Raw genomic sequence first — 21,402 nt, forward strand, 5'->3', positions numbered from 1 at the left:
TCCGAGCGCATCGGCCTGATCGGCCGCAATGGCGCAGGCAAGTCTTCGCTGCTCAAGATACTGGGGGGCCTGGAGAAGGCAGACGATGGCACCCTGCAACTCCAGCAGAACCTGCGCGTGGCCTATGTTGCGCAGGAACCTCTGCTCGATATGGATGCGGATGTATTCACCGCAGCCAGTGAAGGCCTGGGAAGCGTCATTGCCGTGCGGGACCTGTATCTCTCCGGTGCGGAGGGGCTGGATCTGGACGCCCTCCAGTCCCAGATCGAAGCCTTCGACGCCTGGAATTGGGAACAACGCGTCGAAGAGACATTGCATCGCCTCCACCTGGACCGCAACGCCCGTGTCGGCTCCCTCTCTGGCGGCACGCGCAAACGGGTCGCTTTGGCGCAGGCGCTCGTTGCCGCTCCTGATGTGCTGCTGCTCGACGAACCCACCAACCACTTGGACCTCGACTCCATCGAATGGTTGGAGCAGTTGCTGATCGACTTCAAGGGCAGCGTCGTCACCATCACCCATGACCGCAGCTTCCTGAACCGCGTCGCCACCCGTATCGTCGAGCTGGACCGGGGCAAGCTGAGCTCCTACCCCGGCAACTTCGAGCAGTACCTATTACAGAAGGAAGAGCAGCTCGCCCAGGAGGCCGTCATCAGCGCGAAGGCCGACAAGCTGCTCGCCCAGGAGGAGATCTGGATCCGCAAGGGCGTGGAAGCCCGCCGCACCCGTAGCCAGAGCCGCATCACCCGCCTGCAGGAACTGCGCGCCAGCCGCGTCTCCCGCCGAGAGGTGCAGGGCAGCGTCAACATGGACGTGGCCTCGGGCCAATCCAGCGGCAAGATCGTGGCCGAACTCACCGAGGCCTCGAAATCCTTCGGCCCCAAGACCGTGATCCGCAACTTCAGCGGCACCATCCTGCGAGGCGACAAGATCGGCCTGCTCGGACCGAATGGTGCCGGCAAGACCACGCTGCTGAAGCTCATTCTGGGCCAGCTCGAGCCCGACACCGGGAAGATCCGCCGCGGCACCAACCTGCAGGTCGCGTATTTCGACCAGATGCGCGAGGCGCTCGACCTGGACGCCACCCTGGAGGACTTCATCAGCCCTGGCAGCGAGTGGATCGAGATCGGCAAGCAGCGCAAGCATGTGAAGAGCTACCTGGGCGACTTCCTGTTCTCGCCGGCCCGCGCCAATTCGCCGGTGCGCTCCCTCAGCGGTGGCGAGCGCAACCGCCTGCTGCTGGCGCGCTTGTTCGCCCGGCCGGCCAACGTGCTGGTGCTCGACGAACCGACCAACGATCTCGACATCGACACGCTCGAACTGCTCGAAGACCTGCTGCAGAACTACGACGGCACTGTCTTTCTCGTCAGCCACGACCGCACCTTCCTCGACAACGTCGTGACCAGCACGATCGCCTACGAAGGCGACGGCCGCTGGCGCGAGTACGAAGGCAGCGTGCAGGACTGGCTTACCCAGTCGAAGCGGGCACGCGAGATCGTGGCCCAGCGCGAGGCGGCCAGCCCCGCAGCACCGCCTGCCGCCGCGCCAGCGCCCCAGCCCGCCGCCGCCGAGCCTCGCCCGGCTGCACGCAAGAAGCTCGCTTACAAGGAGCAGCGCGAACTCGAGGCGCTGCCCGCGACCATCGCCGCGCTCGAAGACGAGCAGGCCCGCATCAGCGCCCTGCTCGAATTGGACGGCGGCGCCATCTATGCCAGCGAGCCGGCCCGTGCCACCGAACTCGCCGAGCGGCATGCGCAGATCGACGACGAACTGCTCGCTGCGCTCGAACGGCAGGAAGCGCTCGGCGCGACGCGCTGAACGCGCCCTCCCGGCCGCGCGCCGTCCGACGCGGCGCCGCGGCCGCATGCGCTATACAGACAGCCTTTCCACGGCCGGATGTTCCGTATGCCCCCTTTGCGCGTGTTCCGTCGCCCTTTCCGAGCGCAGTGCCTGGCACTGCTTCTCCCTCTCTTTCTCGCGGTCGGATGCGCTGAACTGCCCAAGAACGTGGAGCGCCCCGTCTCCACCGCCCTCTCGTCGACGGACAGCACGCCGCTCGCGGCCCTGGTGGCGCAACGCCGCACCGACGCCCGGGCACGCTTCGACTCGGGCTTCCTGCTGCTCGAAGGGCCGCAAGTGGCGTACGGCAGCCGCCTGGCACTGGTCGAGGCGGCCCAGAAGACACTCGACCTGCAGTACTACGCCATCCATGCCGACGCCAGCACCGAGCGCCTGCTGCGCGGCGTGGTGCAGGCGGCACGCCGCGGCGTGCGGGTGCGCGTGCTGCTCGACGACTTTCACAGCACCGGCCGCAACGCCCTCGTGATGCGGCTCGCCTTCGAGCCGAACATCCAGATGCGGATGTTCAACCCGGTGGCAGGTGCCCGCGGATCCAGCCTCGTGCGCCTGTTCAACGCCGCCGGGGACTTCGACCGGGTGCAGCAGCGCATGCACAACAAGCTCTTCATCGCCGACAACGCCATGGGCGTGACCGGCGGCCGGAACCTCGGCGACGCCTACTTCGGCATCGCGAAGAGCCGCAACTTCGTCGACCTGGACGTGCTGGCGGCCGGGCCGATCGTTCAGGACATGTCCCGCAGCTTCGACCACTACTGGAACGACGAACGGGCTTATCCGGTTCAGTCGCTGATCGACCGCGAAACCCTGCAGAAGCTGCGCGACAAGACGCGCGCGGCCGACGCGGCGCAGCGCCAGCGCGACAACGAACCCGGCGACCCCAACGCACCGAAGCCGCCAGACGGCGAGCCGAGACCGTCGGATGCCGGCCCGACCGATGCGCAGCGTGCCGCCGCCTGGGACGAGAAGCCGCTGGACCTGCGCAACGCCGCCTTCGTCTGGGCACCGGCCGCGCTGCTGGCCGACCGGCCGGCCAAGATCGCCGCGGAGTCCGGCGCCACCGTTGTCGACGACACGGCCGGCGCGCCCTCCCTGGTGGTCACGCAGCCGCGCAATGCCGCCGCGGCACGCCGCCTCACCGCGCTGGAAGACGCCTCGGGGGCGGCCGACGGCGGCGAGACGGTGGTCTCCGGCCTGCTGCAGTTGATCGGCCAGGCGCGCAGCGAGCTCACCATCATCTCGCCCTACTTCGTGCCTGGGCCCGACATGAAGCAAGCCTTTGCCTCGGCCCGCAGCCGAGGGGTTCGGGTGCGGGTGCTGACGAACTCGCTCGCGTCCAACGATGCGCCGATCGCCCACGTCGGCTACGCGCGCCACCGCGAGGAACTGCTGGCGATGGGCGTCGAACTGTACGAACTGCGCAGCGAACAGGCCGGCCTGGGCAGCGCCTTCGGCTCTTCCGGTTCCAGCACGACCGGCGAGTCGCGCTCGATGCTGCATTCCAAGGCCCTGGTGCTGGACGACCAGTTGCTCGTTATCGGTTCGATGAACCTCGACCTGCGTTCGCAGCTGCAGAACACCGAGATCGCGCTGCTGATCCGCAGCCAGGCGCTGTCGCGCATCGCGACGACGCAGATCGAGACGGCGATGACGAAGGGCGCCTGGCACGTCGAACGGTCCGACGGCGGGCTGATCTGGCGGGCGCCGCAGGACAGCGGCCTGCAGGACACCCGCACCGAGCCCGATGCCAGCGCAGGCCTTCGGCTGCTGCTCAAGATCTTCGGCCCGCTCGCGCCCGACGAACTGCTCTGAACCCGCCGCCGAACTGCGCCGCTAGCGAAGCGCCTGGGTCACGGTGTGGATCAGCAGGCCGACCAGGCCGCCCACCAGCGTGCCGTTGATGCGGATGAACTGCAGGTCGCGGCCGATGTGGCGCTCCAGTTCGTCCGTCATCTCCTGCGCGTTCCATTGCGCGACCCGCTCGACGATGTAGCGCCGGATGTCTTCGCGGTAGCGGGCGATCGCCACCGGTGCGGCGTCGGTGATCTGCTCGTTGACCCAGCGACGGAAGGCCTCGTCCTGCTGCAGCCGTTCGCCCATCGAGCCGGCCAGCGCGGCGATGCGTCGGCGGATGGTCGAATCGTCACGCGCCAAGTCGTCGTGCAGCCAGTCCAGCAGCGTGTCCCACAACCCGTGCAGATAGTCGGTGAGCGCCGGGTGCGCCAGCAGCTCGGCGCGGATCGCCTCGCCGCGCGCGTGGAACTCGGGGTCCGATTTCAGGCGCTCGACGAAGTCCGCCATGAAGCCGTCGAAGCGCAGCCGCAGCGGATGGCCGGGTTGAGCCGCCACGTCGCCGAGGGTGTGCACCAGGGCCGCCACGATCTTGCGCGTCGCAGCGCGCGCGGCCACCTGGTCGAGGCCCACGTAGCGCAGCGTCTTGATCTCGCGTGCGATCGCCTCGGTGATGTGCTCCTGCACCGTCTCGCCCTGCATCACCTCGGCCACCTGCGTCAGCACGTCGTCGAGCAGCGCCTGGTGCCGCCCGCCGGCAGTGAGCGCATCGAGCGCCTGGCCGAGCAGGCGCGACACATCGACCTGCGCCAGCCCGGCGGCCGCCGCACGCCCGACGAAGGCGCGCGCCCGTTCGTCGTCGAATGCGCTCAGGCCGTAGCGCACCGCAGCCACCGCATGCTGGCCCAGGCGCTCGCCATGCGCGGGCGCGGCCAGCCAGTTCGCCAGGCGCGCCGCCGGATCGAACTCGCGCAGCTTGGCCAGCACCTGCGGCGTGCTCAGGAAGTTGTCGAGGATGAAGCCGGCCAGCTTGGCGCCGATGCGGTCCTTGTTGGCGGGGATGATGGCCGTGTGGGGAATCGGCAGGCCCATCGGATGGCGAAACAGCGCCACCACCGCGAACCAGTCGGCGATGGCGCCGACCATGGCCGCTTCGGCGAAAGCCGCGACATAGCCCCAGGCCGGGTGTCGCGCCTCCAGCGCGTGGGCCACGCCGTAGAGCACCGCAGCACCGCACAGCAGGCCGAGCGCGACGCGCTTCATCGCGTTCATCGGAGCAGCCGGGCGTTTCTCGTGCAGCGGTGGCCGGGACGGCTCACGGCAGGCTGCGCGTCTGCGCCAGCCCCCGCAGAAAGCCTTCGCAGCGCGCGAGCTGCTCGAGCGTCACGTACTCGTCGGGCTGGTGCGCCTGGGTGATGCTGCCCGGGCCGCACACCACGGTTGGAATGCCCGCGCCCTTGAACAGCCCCGCCTCGGTGCCGAAGGCCACCAGCGTGGTGCCCTGTTCGCCCGACAGGCGCTGCGCCAGCCGCGTGATCGGATCGGCCGCCGAGCCGAGGAAGCTCGGCACTTCGCAGATCGTCTCGAAGCTGAACCCGGTGTCCGGGGCGACCTTCTTCATCGGCCCTTCGAGGCGCGCGGCATACGCCAGCACTTCCTTCTGCATCTGCTGCGCATCGGCCGTCGGCAGGTTGCGGAATTCATAGCGGAACTCGGCGTCGCGCGGCACCACGTTGTCGGCGATGCCGCCGTGGAACTGACCGACGCTGGCGGTGCTGAAGGGCACGTCGAAGCCGTCGTAGCGCCGCTCGTTCTGCTCGAAGTCTTCCGCCATGTCGCGCACCTTGCCGACCACGCGGGCCGCCATCTCGATCGCATTGACCGACTGCGGCGTGAGCGACGAATGCGCTTCCTTGCCGCGCACGCAGCAGCGGTAGCGGTACACGCCCTTGTGGGCGATGGCCGGCACCATGCTGGTGGGCTCGCCGATGATGCAGGCCATCGGCTGGATGTTCTGCGCCTTCATGTCGGCGATCAGCTCCCGCACGCCGAAGCAGCCGACCTCCTCGTCGTAGCTGAAGGCGAAATGCACCGCGAAGGGCGCCTTGCTTTCCAGGAACGCCTCGGCATTCGCCAGCGCCACCGCGATGAAGCCCTTCATGTCGGCCGCGCCGCGGCCGTACAGCCGGGGGCTGCCCAGCGCGGCAAGTTCGTCGTGGGGTCCGGCCGGCACCGGGCCGCCGCCCTCCGAGGGCCAGTGCTGCACCATGGCCGAGAGCGGGTCGATGCTCCAGTCCTGCCCGTCCCAGGGCACCGTGTCGGTATGGCCCGACAGGATGATGCCGCTGCGCTTGCCGGCGCCGAGCGTGGCGAACAGGTTCGCCTTGGTCTTGTCGGCGTTGTAGGTCAGGCGGCTGCGCACGCCGAGCGCGGCGAGCTGGTCGCGCACGAAGCCGATCAGCTCCAGGTTGCTGTTGGCGCTGACCGTGTTCATGCGCACCAGGGTCTGGGCCAGCTCGAGGCTGCGGGCGGAAAGGACATGGGACATGCGGCCATTGTCCCGGAAGTCCGCGCGGCCGTGCCCCCGTCGCGCCGGCTTCGCCCCCGTCATGCGCGCGGTGTAGGCTGGCGCCTTCGTTCACCGCCCCATGGGACATGCCATGACTCCTTCGACGACCGCCCGCCCCTTCCCCGCCCATCGCTCCGCCCACCGCCCCGCCGTGCTGTGGGCTTTCTGCACCTTGGCCGCGCTCGGCACCACCGCCTGCACCCTGCCCACCGCGCCGACCGCCCTGCCGACGCTCGACGGCAAGCCGCCGCTGGTGGTGGCGCACCGCGGCGCCTCGGGCCAGTTGCCGGAAGAGACGCTGGAAGCCTATGCCCGCGCCATCGAGCTGGGCGCCGACGTCATCGAGATGGACCTGCTGTCCACCAAGGACGGTGTGCTGATCACCCGGCACGACCCGAACCTGGCGATCAGCACCGACGTGGCCAAGCACCCGGAGTTCGCCGCGCGCAAGAAGACGATCCAAGTCGATGGCGAGACGCAGACCGGCTGGTTCGTCCATGAATTCACGCTGGCCGAACTGCGCACGCTGGGCGCCACGTCGACGGACGCCGAACGGCCGCAGCAGTTCAACGGCCGCTTCAAGGTGCCGACCTTCCAGGAGGTGGTCGACCTGGCCAAGGCCAAGTCGCGCGAGACCGGCCGCACCATCGGGATCTACCCCGAAACCAAGAACCCGACCTGGTTCCGCAACCTCGGGCTGCCGCTCGAGGAGAAGCTCGTCGCCATCCTGGAGGCCGCGGGCTGGAACAGCAAGAGCGCACCGGTCTACGTCCAGTCCTTCGAGCCGGGCAGCCTGAAGCGCATGAAGGCGGCCGGCCTGAAGACCCGGCTGATTCAACTGATCGATGGCGACGGCATCGACCTGCGCACAGGCGCCATGACCTATGCGGTGCCGGTCGACCGCCCCTACGAATGGACCCTGGCCGGCGACAAGCGCAATTTCGACGTCATGGTCACGCCCGCGGGCCTGGCCGAGATCGCCACCTATGCCGACGGCATCGGCCCCTGGAAGCGCTACATCATCAGCGTCAAGGGCACGGTCGGTGCGGACGGCAAGCCGATGGACGTCAACGCCGACGGCAAGGTCAACGACGCCGACGCCACCTCCCTGGCGCCGACCCCCCTGGTGGCGGATGCGCACAAGGCCGGGCTGTTCGTGCACCCCTTCACCTTCCGCAACGAATCGCGCCGGCTGGCGGCCGATTACAAGGGCGACCCGAAGGCCGAGTACGCCGCCTACTACCGGGCGGGCGTGGACGGCGTCTTCACCGACTTCACCGACACCGCGCTGGCCGCCCGGACCGCCTGGTTGAAGGAAACCGGACGCTGAGCGCATCGCGGGCACGGTCTTTGCGGGCATCGCCAGCCCCGCCTAGACTGTGCCCATGAAACTCATCGATTCGCTCGTTACCCAGGCCGCCGGCATCGCGTCGATCCGACGCGACCTGCACGCCCACCCCGAACTCTGCTTCCAGGAAGTCCGCACTGCCGACGTCGTCGCAGCCAAGCTGACCGAGTGGGGCATCCCGATCCACCGCGGCCTGGGCACCACCGGCGTCGTGGGCATCGTGAAGAACGGCACCAGCACGCGCGCCATCGGCCTGCGCGCCGACATGGATGCGCTGCCGGTGACCGAACTCAACACCTTCGAGCACGCCAGCAAGCACCAGGGAAAGATGCACGCCTGCGGCCATGACGGCCACACCGCCATGCTGCTGGCCGCCGCCCAGCACCTGTCCAAGCACCGCAACTTCGATGGCACCGTGTACCTGATCTTCCAGCCGGCCGAAGAAGGCGGCGGCGGCGCGCGCGAAATGATCGCGGACGGCCTGTTCGAGAAATTCCCGATGGACGCCGTCTACGGCATGCACAACTGGCCCGGCATGAAGGCCGGCCAGTTCGCGGTGAGCCCCGGCCCGGCGATGGCGTCGAGCAACGAGTTCAAGATCACGATCCATGGCAAGGGAGGCCACGCCGCGCTGCCGCACACCGGCGTCGACCCGGTGCCGGTCGCCTGCGAGATGGTGCAGGCCTTCCAGACCATCCTCACCCGCAACAAGAAGCCGACCGACACCGGCCTGATCTCGGTCACGATGATCCACGCCGGCGAGGCCAGCAACGTGATCCCCGACACCTGCGAGCTGCAGGGCACGGTGCGCACCTTCACCCTCGAGGTGCTCGACCTGATCGAGCGCCGCATGAAGCAGATCGCCGAGCACATCGGCGCAGCGCACGACACCGAGGTCGACTTCTACTTCCACCGCAACTACCCGCCGACCATCAACACCGCCGCCGAAGCCGACTTCGCCCGCGCCGTGATGGCCGGCATTGTCGGCGCCGACAACGTGCTGCCGCAGGAAGCGGCGATGACGGCCGAAGACTTCTCCTTCATGCTGCTGGCCAAGCCCGGGGCCTACGCCTTCATCGGCAACGGCGACGGTGCGCACCGCGACATGCACCACGGCGGCGGACCGTGCACGCTGCACAACGCCAGCTACGATTTCAACGACGACCTCATTCCGCTGGGCGCGACCTGCTGGGTCGAGCTGGCCGAGCAGTTCCTCCAACCCGGCAGGACCGGCGTGTGATCGGCGTCGTCGAGGCCTTTTCGCCCAGCTACGCGCTGGCGCGCCGCAAGTTCCTGCAGGGCTGCGTCGCTGCAGGGCTGACCGTCGACACCCATCCGCATCCGTTGAAGGGACGCGAGGGCGAAGACCTGGCGATGGACGTGGCCTACGACGGCCCGGCCGATGCGCAGAACCTGCTGATGGTCAGCAGTGCCTGCCACGGCGTCGAAGGTCACTGCGGCAGCGGCGTGCAGGTGTTCGCGCTGCACGATGCCGAGTGGCGCGACAAGGCGCGCGCGGCCGGCGTCGGCGTGCTCTACGTGCATGCGCTGAACCCGCACGGCTTCTCGTACGGCCGGCGCGTGACGCACGAGAACGTCGACCTCAACCGCAACTTCGCGGACTTCGGCCAGCCGCTGCCGGTGAACGCAGCCTATGCCGAACTCCATGCGCTGCTCCTGCCCGATGCATGGCCGCCCTCGCCGCAGAACCAGGCCGAGATCGAACAGTGGATCGCCGCGCATGGCGTGCCGGCGTACCAGGCGGCCATCTCGGGCGGCCAGTACCAATTCGACGACGGACTCTTCTTCGGCGGCCGGGCCCCGACCTGGAGCAACCACACGCTGCGTCAGGTCCTGCGCACGCATGCCCGGCGGGCAAAGCGGCTGGCCTGGATCGACCTGCACACGGGGCTGGGCCCGAACGGCCATGGCGAGCGCATCTTCGCCGGCCGCGACGACGCGTCGGCCTATGCGCGCGCCAACGCCTGGTGGGGACGCGAGACGGCCGTCACCTCCATCTACGACGGCTCGTCGACCTCGGCACGGCTCGCCGGCCTGATGTGCGGTGCGATCGACGAGGAATGCGCACAGCTCGAGTACACCGGCATCGCGCTCGAGTACGGCACGCTGCCGATCCTCGATGTGATGGGCGCGCTGCGCGCCGACCATTGGCTGCACATGCATCCGGACGCCGCGCCCGAGCTGGCCGACGCCATCCACGAGCGCATGCGCGAGGCCTTCTACACCGACACCGATGGCTGGAAGGGCCAGGTCATCAGCCAGGCGCGACAAGCGATGTTCCAGGCCGTGGACGGCCTCCACGCCGGCGCCTGAGCCGGCGCGACCAATGGGTCAGGCGGCCGCGCGGGCCTGCGCGATCACCAGCAGCCCGTCCATGATGAGTCCGTCGACCAGTTCGAAGGGGCTCACCATCGACGGCGCCATCTTCCAGCCGGCACCCCCGGTCATGTAGCAGGCGGGCTCGGTGCCGCAATGCGCCCGGACGTGCTGGCGCATGCGCTCGACGGCGCCGGCGATGGCGTAGGTGCCGCCACTGGTCAGCGCATCGCTGGTGTTGGTCGGGAACTCGCGCACCTCGCCGGTGGGCACATGCAGCCCGGCGGTGCCCGACTCCAGGGCGCGCAGCATGATGCCGTGGCCCGGCAGGATCAGCCCGCCCAGAAAGCGGCCGAGCACGTCGATCGCCTCGACCGTCACCGCGGTGCCGATCATCACCACCACCATCGGCCGCGCCGGCCCTTGGGACAGCATGCGATGGCGCGCGCCGATCATGGCGACCCAGCGGTCGGCACCGAGGCGCGTCGGATGGTCGTAGCCGTTGACGAGGCCGGCCTCGGTCGCACTCGAGACCACCCAGCGCGGTTCGCAGTCGAAGCACTCGACCACCTGCTCCTCGGCACGCCGGCGGACTGCGTCGCCGGCCACCGCACACCCCAGCATCGCCGCGGGCGACGCCAGGCCGGCCCATGGACCCTCGGCCAGGCGCTCGATGTGGTCGAGGAACTCGGCACCGCCGGCCAGCAGTTCGGCCCCCGGGTGCGCGGCCGCATAGAGAGCCCACTTGAGGCGGGTGTTGCCGATGTCGATGGCGAGGAAGGTCATGGCGGATTATTTGCGAGTTTGCGCGGGCGGGTGCTTACCCTTGCTTGCAACCATGCGCCCAGCGCCTACGCCTCGCGGCGGCGGGCGTGCTTACAGTGGACCTTCATCACCACACGAAGGAGCGCACACCATGGGTCTGCTGAGTTTCATCAAGGAAGCTGGAGAAAAGCTGTTCGGCGGTTCGTCCGCGCACGCCGCCGAGCCCGGCGCCAACCCCGACGCGGCGGCCTCTGCGGCCATCAAGACCTACATCGAGACGCAGAACCTCGGCCTCACCAGCCTCGCCGTTTCGTACGTGGGCGCCAGCGGCGTCGTCACCTTGAGCGGCAATGCGCCCTCGCAGGAGGCGAGCGAGAAGGCTGCCCTGGCCGCCGGCAACGTGGCGAACGTGACCAGCGTCGACAACAATCTTGTGGCTCCGGCGGCACCGCCCGCGCAGTACCACGACGTGGTGCGCGGCGACACGCTTTCGGCCATCGCGAAGAAGTACTACGGCGATGCCAACAAGTACAACGCCATCTTCGAGGCGAACAAGCCGATGCTGACGCACCCGGACAAGATCTATCCGGGCCAGAAGCTGCGCATCCCGACCCAGGGCTGAGCGTCGACCGCGCCAACGCGGTCCTTCGGTCTCCTCAGTTCTGCTTCCAGGGCAGGCCACGAAAGCGCCAGCCGCCGACGCGGCCGCGGTGGCCTTCGGCATCCGGGTTGCCCTCGAAGCCTTCGAGAATGTTGTAGGCCTCGATGCCCAGTTCGGTCGCGCGCTTCGCAGCGGCGACCGAGCGCACACCGCTGCGGCACAGCAGCACCGCCTTGCCGCCCGTCGGCACGGCGGCACGCAGGCCTTCGTCGAAGCCCGGGTTCATCGCCATGCCTGGCCATTGCTTCCACGCCAGCGCCACCGCGCCCGGCACGTAACCCACCCATTCGCGCTCGGCATCGCTGCGCACATCGACCAGCACCGCCTGGCCGTCGGCCACCCACTGTGCGGCCTGCGCGGGCGTCACGTCGCCGGCGTAGCCCTCGGCCGGGGTGAAGGGAGCATCGGCTCGGGTCATTTCAGTCCTCAATCTTCATAGGGTTAATCGAAGCGGTCGCCATGGCTTCAGAGGGCGAGGCGCGCCTCGCCGTGCCTCAATTCTGGACGCTGCGTGGAAACCCTCTGTGTCACGAATCGTCACATACCAAAGATGGGTGGTCTGGATGTTCCAGACATTACAACGGAGACAACGCATGACCGAGCACACCCCGAATCGCCGTCGCAATCTGTTGAAAGGCGCCGCCGTCGCGGCCGGCGCCATGGCCGCCCCGATGGTCAGCACGGCGCAGACCAGCACGCTTCGCTTCCAGAGCACCTGGCCGGCCAAGGACATCTTCCACGAGTACGCGCAGGACTTCGCCAAGAAGGTGAACGACATGGCGGGCAGCCGCCTGAAGATCGAGGTGCTGCCCGCAGGCTCGGTGGTGCCGGCCTTCCAACTGCTCGACGCGGTCGCCAAGGGCACGCTCGACGGCGGCCACGGCGTGGTGGCGTACTGGTACGGCAAGAACTCGGCGCTCGCCCTGTGGGGGTCGGGCCCGGGCTACGGCATGGACGCGAACATGGTGCTGGCCTGGCACAACTACGGCGGCGGCAAGGCGCTGATGGAAGAGATCTACAAGAGCCTCAACCTCGACGTGATCTCCTACCTCTACGGCCCGATGCCCACGCAACCGCTGGGCTGGTTCAAGAAACCGGTGGCGAAGGTCGAGGACATGAAGGGGCTCAAGTTCCGCACGGTCGGGCTGGCGGTCGACGTGTTCACCGACATGGGCACGGCCGTCAACCCGCTGCCCGGCGGCGAGATCGTGCCGGCGCTCGACCGCGGCCTGATCGATGCGGCCGAGTTCAACAATGCATCGAGCGACCGGGTGCTGGGCTTCCCGGACGTGGCGAAGAACTGCATGCTGCAGAGCTTTCACCAGTCGGGCGAGCAGTTCGAGATCCTGTTCAACGGACCGAAGCTCAAGGCCCTGCCCGCGGAGCTCAAGGCCGTCATCGACTACGCCGTGCAGGCCGGCAGCGCCGACATGAGCTGGAAGGCGATCGACCGCAACTCGAAGGACTACGAAGAGCTCAAGAAGGCCGGCGTCAAGTTCTACAAGACGCCCGATGCGATCCTGCGTGCGCAGCTCGCCTCGTGGGACAAGACGATCGCGAAGAAGTCCGCCGAGAACCCGATTTTCAAGAGAGTGCTCGACTCGCAGCGCGCCTTCGCCGAGCGGGCCGGCCAATGGCAAAACGACTATACGGTCGACTTCAAGATGGCCTACAACCACTACTTCGGCCGCCAGGCGAAGAAGAGCTGAACACCCTCCGTTGAGCACAGGGGCACCGGCGGTGCCCCTTTTTCCTTCGTCCGATTCCGCCTGCGCGCGGCAAGGGTCTTCGATGCAATCCTTCCTTCTCGCGATCGACCGCTTTTCGACCTGGATCGGCAAGACGTTCGCCTGGTGCGCCGTCCTGCTCACGCTGCTGATCAGCTGGGAGGTGTTCTCTCGCTATGCGCTGAACACGCCGCACGCCTGGGTGCTCGACGCGCAAATCATGCTGTACGGCACGCTCTTCATGACCGCGGGCGCCTACACGCTGAGCAAGAACGGCCATGTGCGCGGCGACGTGCTCTACGGCTTCTTCCGGCCGCGCACGCAGGCCATCTTCGACCTGGCGCTGTACATCCTCTTCTTCCTGCCGGGCATCGTCGCGCTGACCTGGGCCGGCTGGATCTACGCGGGCGAATCGCTCGCCATCCGCGAGCAGACCTTCTCGGCCGACCCGCTGCCGCTCTACCCCTTCAAGTACATCATCCCGCTCGCCGGCATCACGCTGCTGATCCAGGGCGTCGCCGAGATCATCCGCTGCGTGCAGTGCATCCAGCGCGGCGCCTGGCCCTCGCGCGAGGACGATGTCGAAGAGGTCGACGTCGCGAAGCTCAAGGAGATGGTCAATGTGCAGGACGCCGACATCCAGGCGCTCGACGCCGTGGTCGTCGCGAAGGAAAGCGCCAAATGAAGATTCGCAAGGAACTCTGGTTCGGCCTCAGCTTCATGGCGCTGATCGTCGGCGGCGCCATCGCGATGCTGGTGAGCGTCGAGACCGTCACCAACGGCCACCTCGGCCTGCTGATGCTGTCGCTCGTCGTGGTCGCGATCATGCTGGGCTTTCCCACCGCCTTCACGCTGATGGGCATGGGGATGATCTTCACCTGGTTCGCCTACGACCGGAACACCACGCACACGCTCGACCTGATGGTGCAGTCGGCCTACAAGACGATGTCGAACGACGTGCTGATCGCGGTGCCCCTGTTCGTCTTCATGGGCTACCTGGTCGAGCGCGCCAACCTCATCGAGACGCTGTTCAAGAGCCTGCACCTGGCCATGGCGCGCCTGCCGGGTGCGCTGGCCGTCGCCACGCTGGTGACCTGCACCATCTTCGCGACCGCCACCGGCATCGTCGGCGCGGTGGTCACGCTGATGGGCCTGCTCGCGCTGCCGGCCATGCTGCGCGCGGGCTACAGCATTCCGCTGGCGGCCGGCGCCATCACGGCCGGCGGCTGCCTGGGCATTCTGATTCCGCCGTCGGTGCTGCTGATCGTCTACGGTGCCACGGCGGGCGTGTCGGTGGTGCAGCTCTACGCGGGCGCCTTCTTCCCGGGGCTGATGCTGGCGTCGCTCTACGTGGTGTACGTGGTCCTCGTCGCCAAGCTCAAGCCGGCCTGGGCGCCGCCGCTGTCCGCGGCCGACCGCGTGGTGCCGCTGCCGCCTCTCACGCAGCGTACCGGCGCCACCGCAGAAGCGCATGTGCTGCCCAAGCTCATCGCCACGCTCAAGGGACGGCGCAACGCCGACGTGCCGGTGGGCCATCTGCTGCGCCAACTGGCCATCGTCGCGCTGCCGGGGCTGCTGTTCGCGCTGCTGACCATCGTCAGTTACCGCGCAGTGACCACCGTCGAAGCAGCGGCGCAGTACGACATCCAGGAGATCGGTGCATCGCGCGCTGCGGCTTCCCAGAGCGGGCTCGCCGAGCCGCCCGCGTCGGGCGGCCTGGAAGAGCCACCGTCGGGCGACGGCGGCGGCCTGCAGGAGCCGCCGAGCGACGGCGGCGCGTTGGCCGCGCCGCCGGGGGCCGCGCCCGCGGCCGCCACGACGGCGGCGACAGCGAGCGCCTCGGCAGGCGCCCCGTCCGCCGCAGAAGCCGGCACCCGCCCCGCGCCGACCTGGTGGTGGGTCGTCTTCGCCGTGCTCGGCGCCCTTGTCACGCTGTTCTATCTGTTCCTCAGCTTCGCCCGGCTCGAGATCTTCAAGATGCTGCTGGCGTCGTTCTTCCCGCTGATGCTGCTGATCCTCTCGGTGCTGGGCTCGATCGTGCTCGGGCTGGCCACGCCGACCGAAGCCGCGGCCATGGGCGCGCTGGGCGGCTTCCTGCTCGCCGCGGCGTACCGGCGGCTCACCCTGAGCGTGCTCAAGGAATCGGTCTTCCTCACGGCCAAGACCTCGGCCATGGTGTGCTGGCTGTTCGTCGGCTCGGCCATCTTCTCGGCGGCCTTCGCCCTGCTGGGCGGGCAGGCGCTGGTCGAGGAATGGGTGCTGAGCATGAACCTGAGCAAGGTGCAGTTCCTCATCCTGAGCCAGGTGATCATCTTCCTGCTCGGCTGGCCCCTGGAATGGACCGAGATCATCGTGATCTTCATGCCCATCTTCATCCCCCTGCTGGACAACTTCGGCGTCGACCCGCTGTTCTTCGGGCTGCTGGTGGCGATGAACCTGCAGACGGCGTTCCTTTCGCCGCCGGTGGCCATGGCCGCGTTCTACCTGAAGGGCGTGAGCCCGCCGCATGTCACGCTCAACCAGATCTTCCTCGGCATGCTGCCCTTCATGGGCATCCAGGTGCTGGCGATCGTGCTGCTCTACATCTGGCCGCAGATCGGGCTCTGGCTCCCGCAGCTGCTGTACAAATAAGCGGGGGGGGGGTGGAGCCGACGTGGGCGTCGAGCGCGTGCCTCTTTGCCCGGCTACAGTCGGCGCAAGGAACACGACATGCCCACATTCGACTTCGATCTCTTCGTCATCGGCGGCGGCAGCGGCGGTGTGCGGGCCGCTCGCATGGCAGCCCAGCGGGGCGCCCGCGTGGCGCTGGCCGAAGTGGCCGATCTCGGTGGCACCTGCGTGAATGTCGGCTGCATTCCGAAAAAGCTCTACAGCTATGCCGCCGGTTATGCCGAGGCCTTCGAGGAGGCGCCCGGCTACGGCTGGCAGCTCGGCGAGGCACGCTTCGACTGGCCCACGCTCAGGGCGAACCGGGCACGCGAGATCACCCGCCTCAACGGCGTCTACCGCGGCCTGCTGGATGCGGCCGGCGTCACGCTCGTCATCGGCTGGGCCCACCTGGAAGACGCGCACACGGTGAAGGTCGGACAAGCACGGCACACGGCACGGCGCATCCTCGTGGTCACCGGCGGCCGGCCCTTCGTGCCGCCGTTGCCGGGGCGCGAGCATGTGCAGGTGTCGGACGGCATGTTCGACCTGCCCGACTTCCCGAAGCGGCTGGTGATCGTCGGTGGTGGCTACATCGCCTGCGAATTCGCCTCCATCTTCAACGGCCTGGGCGCCGAGGTGACGCTGGTGCAGCGCCAGCCGCACCTGCTCAACGGCTTCGACGAGGACGTGCGCGTGTTCCTGGCGCGTGAGATGGGCAAGGCGGGCGTCGACATCCGGCTCAACACCGAAGTTGCGTCCGTCGCGCGCAACCGCGGCAAGGACGCCCCGCTCGCCGTGATGCTGTCGCGCGGCCAGCAGCTCGAAGCCGACACCGTGCTCTACGCCACCGGCCGCGTGCCCAACACCGAGGGGCTGTGCCTGGAGGCCGCCGGCGTCACCCTCGACGAGCGCGGCGCGGTGAAGGTCGACGCGCACTACCGCAGCAGCGTGCCCTCGGTCTACGCGCTGGGCGACGTGTCGACCAAGATGCAGCTCACCCCGGTCGCGCTGGCCGAGGCGATGGCCGTGGTCGACGCCCTCTTCGGCGACGGCCGGCGCAAGGTCGACTACGACTACGTGCCCACCGCCGTCTTCACGCACCCGAACGTCGGCACCTGCGGCCTGACCGAAGCCGAGGCGCGCAAGAAGTACGAGAAGGTCACGCTCTTCAGCAGCGAGTTCAAGGCACTGCGTCACACGCTCTCCGGCCGCCAGGAACGCACCTTCCTCAAGTTGATCGTGGACACCGCGAGTGACCGCGTGGTCGGCCTGCACATGGTGGGGCCCGAGGCGGGCGAGGTGGTGCAGGGCTTCGCGGTCGCGATGCGCGCCGGCGCGACCAAGGCGCACTTCGACAGCACCATCGGCATCCACCCCACCGTGGCGGAGGAGTTCGTGACGATGCGCGAGCCGATGCCGGGCTGAGCTCACCCGCGCCCTTCGCGGACCTGCACAATGACGGCATGCCTTACATGCCGCCCTTCATCGCCCCCGCCCGCTTTACCGATGCCGCCGCCGCCCTGGCGCAGGTGCAGAAGATCTACCAGGAGGCGCTGGCGCATCTGCGGGATTCGATGCTCCGCTTCGTGGCGGGCGAGACGCTGCCGGGCCGGGTGCGGGCCTGCTACCCCTTCGTGCGGGTGCACACGCACACCGTGTCGCGCCAGAGCCCGCCGACCACCGCCGGCCTGAGCTACGGCTTCGTCGCCGGCCCCGGCCGCTACGAGACGACGCTGACGCGGCCCGACCTGTTCCACCGCTACTACCTGGAGCAGTTCCGCCTGCTGCTGGAGAACCACGGGATGGAACTGGAGGTCGGCACCGCCACGCAGCCGATCCCGATCCACTTCTCCTTCGCCGAGAACGACCACATCGAAGGCACGATGAACGCCGAGCGCCGCGCCTTGATGCGCGACGTGTTCGACCTGCCCGACCTGGCGGCCATGGACGACGGCATCGCCAACGGCACCTACGAACCGAAGGATGGCGAGCCGCAGCCGCTGGCGCTCTTCACCGCGGCGCGGGTCGACTACTCGCTGCACCGGCTGCGCCACTACACCGGCACCGCGCCGGAGTGGTTCCAGAACTTCGTGCTGTTCACCAACTACCAGTTCTATATCGACGAGTTCGTGGCGCTCGGCCACAAGGAGATGGCGAACCCCGACAGCCCCTACGTCGCCTTCATCGAGCCGGGCAACGTGACCCGCTACCGCAGCGGCTACGACGGCCCCGAGGGCGGCATCGCGCCGCCGCGGCTGCCGCAGATGCCGGCCTACCACCTGGTGCGCGAAGACCGCACCGGCATCACGATGGTGAACATCGGCGTCGGCCCGTCGAACGCCAAGACCATCACCGACCACATCGCGGTGCTGCGCCCGCACGCCTGGATGATGCTGGGCCACTGCGCGGGCCTGCGCAACAGCCAGCAGCTGGGCGACTACGTGCTGGCCCACGCCTACGTGCGCGAGGACCATGTGCTCGACGAGGAGTTGCCGCTGTGGGTGCCGATCCCGGCGCTGGCCGAGATCCAGCTCGCGCTGGAGAAGGCGGTGGAAGAAGTCACGCAGATCAGCGGCCCCGATCTGAAGACCATCATGCGCACCGGCACCGTCGCCAGCACCGACAACCGCAACTGGGAGCTGCTGCCGCAGAACGAGCCGCAGCGCCGCTTCAGCCAAAGTCGCGCGGTGGCGCTCGACATGGAAAGCGCGACCATCGCGGCCAATGGCTTCCGCTTCCGGGTGCCCTACGGCACGCTGCTGTGCGTGTCCGACAAGCCGCTGCACGGCGAGATCAAGCTGCCGGGCATGGCCAACCATTTCTACCGGGAGCGGGTCGAGCAGCATCTGCGCATCGGCATGAAAGCCATCGAGATCCTGCGCGCCGAAGGTTCGAGCCGCCTGCACAGCCGCAAGCTGCGCAGCTTCGCCGAGGTCGCCTTCCAGTAGGCGCAGGGCGCCACCCAGGTGGCTGGCACCCCGTTCCCGAGGCTCCCCCGAAATTCCATCGTCCCATCATGATGCACAGCACGTCCTCCAGCCGTCTGGTCTATTCCACCGACACCGGCCGCGTCTGCCCCAACTGCCGGCAGGCGAGCGCCGACTGCCGCTGCAAGGCCACGGCCGCGGCGCCGAAGGGTGACGGCATCGTGCGGGTGTCGCAGGAGACCAAGGGCCGCAAGGGCAAGGGCGTGACGCTGATCCGCGGCGTGCCGCTCGCGGCCGACGCGCTGGCCGCACTCGCCAAGCAGCTCAAGGCGAACTGCGGTTCGGGCGGCACGGTGAAGGACGGCGTCATCGAAATCCAGGGCGACCACCGCGACACGGTCATTGCCGCGCTGCAGAAGCAGGGCATGACGGTCAAGCGCGCCGGCGGATAGGCTCGCCGCGATGAATCCGGAAGACCTTCAACGCCTGGTCACCCTGCAAATGCCCTTCGGCAAGTACAAGGGCACGCTGATCGCCGACCTGCCCGGCAACTACCTCACCTGGTTCGCCCGCGAGGGCTTTCCCAAGGGCGAGATCGGCCGGCTGCTGCAGCTGATGCACGAGATCGACCACAACGGCCTCAAGCCGCTGCTGGCGCCCTTGCGCAATGCCGGCAGCCGCAGCGCTTAAGGGAGGGCCTAAAGGGAGGCGTAGGCGTTCGGATAGCGGGCCACCGTCAGGCCTTCCATGTCGATGGCCGGCGCCTCGCCGGAGATCAGGTCGGCGATCACGCGGCCGGTGCCTGCGGCCATCGTCCAGCCCAGCGTGCCGTGGCCGGTGGCGAGGAACAGGTTGGGCAGCCGGGTAGCGCCGATGATCGGTGTGCCGTCCGGCGTCATCGGACGCAAGCCGCACCAGAACTCGGCGCGCGACAGGTCGCCCCCACGCGGGAACAGGTCGCCCACCACGTGCGCCAGCGTCTGCCGGCGCGCCTCGTGCAGCTTCAGCGTGTAGCCGGCGAGTTCGGCCGTCCCGCCGACACGGATGCGGTCGCCCAGGCGCGTAACCGCGACCTTGTGGGTCTCGTCCATCACCGTCGATTCGGGCGAACCGGACGCATCGGTGATCGGCACGGTGATCGAGTAGCCCTTGACCGGATAGACCGGGATGCGAATACCGACGTCCTTCAGCAACAGCGGCGAATGGCTGCCCAGCGCGACCAGGTAGGCGTCGGCCTTCAGGGTGCCGCCATCGGTCACGACGCCGTCGATCGCGGCGATGGTGCCGTCGAAGCGCCGGACCTGCACGCCATAGCGGAAGCGCACGCCCAGGTCGGCCGCCATGGCCGCCAGCCGTTGGGTGAACTTGAAGCAGTCGCCGGTTTCGTCCCCCGGCAGCAGCAGGCCGCCGACGAACTTCTCGCGCACCGCGGCGAGAGCGGGCTCGTGCCGGATGCAGCCGTCGCGGTCGAGCAGCTCGAAGGGCACGCCATCGCGCTGCAGCACCGCGACGTCGGCGGCGGTGCCGTCCAGCTGCGCCTGGGTGCGAAAGAGCTGCAGCGTGCCCTGCATGCGTTCGTCGTAGCGGATGCCGGTCTGCGCCCGCAGCGCCTTCAGGCAGTCGCGGCTGTACTCGGCCAGCCGCACCATGCGGCTCTTGTTGATGTCGTAGCGGGCACTGGTGCAATTGCGCAGCATCGCGAAGCCCCAGCGCACCAGCGCCAGGTCGAGCTGCGGGCGGATCACGAGCGGCCGGTGGTGCATCAGCAGCCACTTGACCGCCTTCAGCGGCACGCCCGGGCCGGCCCAGGGCGAGGAATAGCCGGGCGACACCTCGCCGGCATTGCCGTAGCTGGTCTCCATCGCGGCCGCGGGCTGGCGGTCGACCACCGTCACCTCGTGGCCGGCCAAGGCCAGTTGGTAGGCGGCGCTCACGCCGATGACGCCACTGCCCAGAACCAAAACCCTCATGCGATGCGCTCCGTGTCGTTGTGGCCGCACCCGGACGGGCGCGGCGCTGCTGGGGTGCAAGGAACGGGCCCGGTCACGGCACGGCGTCGGTCTTGGCGAACAGTCCGGGCACCTCGCGCAGCGCTTTCGGCGTGACGGCAAGCGCGCGGCTGTCCAGGTCTTGCTGCACCCAGCCTCGGCGCACCGACTGCGCCAGCAGTGCGGCACCGAGCGCGCCGCCCAGATGCGGCCGACGTTCGCTCCAGTCGAGGCAGGGGCAGGCGAAACGCCGGCGCAGCGACCGCGCAGCCCCCACATCGATCCCCAGCGCAGCGAAGCCGCCCGCGCCGTGCGGCGTGAGCGCGTAGCCCGCGGCGCCGTCGGGCACCAGCCACCCCTGGGCGTGCAGGTGGTCGTGCATCGCCACGCCGGCCGCGCCGGCGATGTGGTCGTAGCAGGTGCGGGCCGCGCGCAGCCGGTGCGGCGTGTTGGGGCGGAAGCGTTCGCCGCCTGCGCCGGCCAGCACCAACAGGCTTTCGAGGGCGGTGCCGACCTCGTCGCCGGTAAGACGGAAGTAGCGGTGCTTGCCCTGCGCCACCGACTCGACCAGCCGCTCGTCGCGCAGCCGCGCCAGATGGGCGCTGGCGGTCGAGGCCGCTACGCCGGCCACCGAGGCCAGCTCGGTCGCGGTGCGGGCATGGCCGTCCATCAGGCAGCACAGCATGCGGGCGCGCGCCGGCTCGGCCATCGCACCGGCGATGCGGGCAAGGCGGTCGTCGGCCGGGTCGGCGAGGTTGGCAACTGCATCCATGCTTCGATGGTAGA

Annotated in this window: 19 protein-coding genes (1 of these 19 running past the window's edge); 13 read left to right on the forward strand and 6 right to left on the reverse strand. The window is 68.8% G+C overall.

Annotation, left to right across the window (positions count from 1 at the left end; all coding sequences use genetic code 11):
* Positions 1-1,815, forward strand: the 3' portion of a protein-coding gene (locus ACSFBE_RS21805; protein WP_435492487.1) for an ATP-binding cassette domain-containing protein. It extends 84 nt beyond the left edge of the window; the window shows 1,815 of its 1,899 coding nt (coding positions 85-1,899); the start codon falls outside the window, past its left edge; its stop codon occupies positions 1,813-1,815.
* Positions 1,816-1,902: 87 nt separating this feature from the next.
* Positions 1,903-3,666: a phospholipase D family protein gene (locus tag ACSFBE_RS21810; RefSeq protein ID WP_435492488.1), complete on the forward strand. Its 1,764-nt coding sequence runs from the start codon at positions 1,903-1,905 to the stop codon at positions 3,664-3,666.
* A gap of 21 nt (positions 3,667-3,687) precedes the next feature.
* Here the strand turns inward: ACSFBE_RS21810 and ACSFBE_RS21815 are convergent, their stop codons facing one another.
* Both ACSFBE_RS21815 and ACSFBE_RS21820 read right to left on the reverse strand, forming a co-directional pair.
* Positions 3,688-4,917 (reverse strand): DUF445 domain-containing protein, encoded by a 1,230-nt coding sequence (locus tag ACSFBE_RS21815; protein ID WP_435492489.1) that lies wholly within the window; start codon positions 4,915-4,917, stop codon positions 3,688-3,690.
* 43 nt (positions 4,918-4,960) lie between these two features.
* Entirely contained in the window at positions 4,961-6,193 is a 1,233-nt protein-coding gene (locus tag ACSFBE_RS21820; protein ID WP_435492490.1) for a M20/M25/M40 family metallo-hydrolase, read from the reverse strand.
* Positions 6,194-6,305: 112 nt separating this feature from the next.
* On the opposite strand from ACSFBE_RS21820, the gene ACSFBE_RS21825 reads away from it, so the two are divergent.
* From ACSFBE_RS21825 to ACSFBE_RS21835, 3 genes are read left to right on the forward strand one after another with little or no spacing between them, the layout of a single operon-like run.
* A complete protein-coding gene (locus tag ACSFBE_RS21825; protein WP_435492491.1) occupies positions 6,306-7,544 on the forward strand; it encodes a glycerophosphodiester phosphodiesterase in 1,239 nt (412 codons plus the stop codon).
* A 55-nt stretch (positions 7,545-7,599) separates the two neighbouring features.
* Positions 7,600-8,802, forward strand: a complete 1,203-nt coding sequence (locus ACSFBE_RS21830; protein WP_435492492.1) for a M20 aminoacylase family protein — start codon at positions 7,600-7,602, stop codon at positions 8,800-8,802.
* Positions 8,799-9,896 carry a M14 family metallopeptidase gene (locus ACSFBE_RS21835; RefSeq protein ID WP_435492493.1) on the forward strand — a complete coding sequence of 366 codons (1,098 nt, stop codon included), beginning with the start codon at positions 8,799-8,801 and terminating at the stop codon, positions 9,894-9,896. Before ACSFBE_RS21830 ends, ACSFBE_RS21835 begins: the two co-directional genes overlap by 4 nt.
* Before the next feature lie 18 nt (positions 9,897-9,914).
* Here ACSFBE_RS21835 and ACSFBE_RS21840 read toward each other — a convergent pair whose 3' ends face one another.
* Complete coding sequence (locus ACSFBE_RS21840; RefSeq protein WP_435492494.1) at positions 9,915-10,685, reverse strand: type III pantothenate kinase; 771 nt, start codon at positions 10,683-10,685, stop codon at positions 9,915-9,917.
* A 130-nt stretch (positions 10,686-10,815) separates the two neighbouring features.
* Between ACSFBE_RS21840 and lysM the strand changes: the two genes are divergently transcribed.
* Positions 10,816-11,286, forward strand: coding sequence for a peptidoglycan-binding protein LysM (gene lysM / locus ACSFBE_RS21845; protein WP_435492495.1), 471 nt, complete (start codon positions 10,816-10,818; stop codon positions 11,284-11,286).
* Positions 11,287-11,320: 34 nt separating this feature from the next.
* Here the strand turns inward: lysM and ACSFBE_RS21850 are convergent, their stop codons facing one another.
* Complete coding sequence (locus ACSFBE_RS21850) at positions 11,321-11,743, reverse strand: rhodanese-like domain-containing protein (RefSeq protein WP_435492496.1); 423 nt, start codon at positions 11,741-11,743, stop codon at positions 11,321-11,323.
* Between the two features lie 175 nt (positions 11,744-11,918).
* Here ACSFBE_RS21850 and ACSFBE_RS21855 point away from each other — a divergent pair, with 175 nt between their 5' ends.
* From ACSFBE_RS21855 to ACSFBE_RS21885, 7 genes are all read left to right on the forward strand, one after another.
* Positions 11,919-13,034: a TRAP transporter substrate-binding protein gene (locus tag ACSFBE_RS21855; protein WP_435492497.1), complete on the forward strand. Its 1,116-nt coding sequence runs from the start codon at positions 11,919-11,921 to the stop codon at positions 13,032-13,034.
* An 82-nt stretch (positions 13,035-13,116) separates the two neighbouring features.
* Positions 13,117-13,737 carry a TRAP transporter small permease subunit gene (locus ACSFBE_RS21860; protein ID WP_435492498.1) on the forward strand — a complete coding sequence of 207 codons (621 nt, stop codon included), beginning with the start codon at positions 13,117-13,119 and terminating at the stop codon, positions 13,735-13,737.
* Positions 13,734-15,683 carry a TRAP transporter large permease gene (locus ACSFBE_RS21865; protein WP_435492499.1) on the forward strand — a complete coding sequence of 650 codons (1,950 nt, stop codon included), beginning with the start codon at positions 13,734-13,736 and terminating at the stop codon, positions 15,681-15,683. The genes ACSFBE_RS21860 and ACSFBE_RS21865 overlap by 4 nt, the downstream gene beginning before the upstream one ends.
* 78 nt (positions 15,684-15,761) lie before the next feature.
* Positions 15,762-17,126: a glutathione-disulfide reductase gene (gene gorA, locus ACSFBE_RS21870; RefSeq protein WP_435492500.1), complete on the forward strand. Its 1,365-nt coding sequence runs from the start codon at positions 15,762-15,764 to the stop codon at positions 17,124-17,126.
* Positions 17,127-17,164: 38 nt separating this feature from the next.
* Entirely contained in the window at positions 17,165-18,649 is a 1,485-nt protein-coding gene (locus ACSFBE_RS21875) for an AMP nucleosidase (RefSeq protein WP_435492501.1), read from the forward strand.
* A 68-nt stretch (positions 18,650-18,717) separates the two neighbouring features.
* Positions 18,718-19,080, forward strand: a complete 363-nt coding sequence (locus ACSFBE_RS21880; RefSeq protein ID WP_435492502.1) for a translation initiation factor Sui1 — start codon at positions 18,718-18,720, stop codon at positions 19,078-19,080.
* A 10-nt stretch (positions 19,081-19,090) separates the two neighbouring features.
* Positions 19,091-19,318, forward strand: a complete 228-nt coding sequence (locus tag ACSFBE_RS21885; protein ID WP_435492503.1) for a DUF3820 family protein — start codon at positions 19,091-19,093, stop codon at positions 19,316-19,318.
* 8 nt (positions 19,319-19,326) lie between these two features.
* Here the strand turns inward: ACSFBE_RS21885 and ACSFBE_RS21890 are convergent, their stop codons facing one another.
* Both ACSFBE_RS21890 and ACSFBE_RS21895 read right to left on the reverse strand, forming a co-directional pair.
* Positions 19,327-20,598, reverse strand: a complete 1,272-nt coding sequence (locus tag ACSFBE_RS21890) for a D-amino acid dehydrogenase (protein ID WP_435492504.1) — start codon at positions 20,596-20,598, stop codon at positions 19,327-19,329.
* A 73-nt stretch (positions 20,599-20,671) separates the two neighbouring features.
* Positions 20,672-21,388: an ArsR/SmtB family transcription factor gene (locus ACSFBE_RS21895; protein ID WP_435492505.1), complete on the reverse strand. Its 717-nt coding sequence runs from the start codon at positions 21,386-21,388 to the stop codon at positions 20,672-20,674.
* Positions 21,389-21,402 lie beyond the last annotated feature (14 nt).

This window comes from Variovorax sucrosi (assembly GCF_051216635.1).
GTDB lineage: Bacteria > Pseudomonadota > Gammaproteobacteria > Burkholderiales > Burkholderiaceae_C > Variovorax.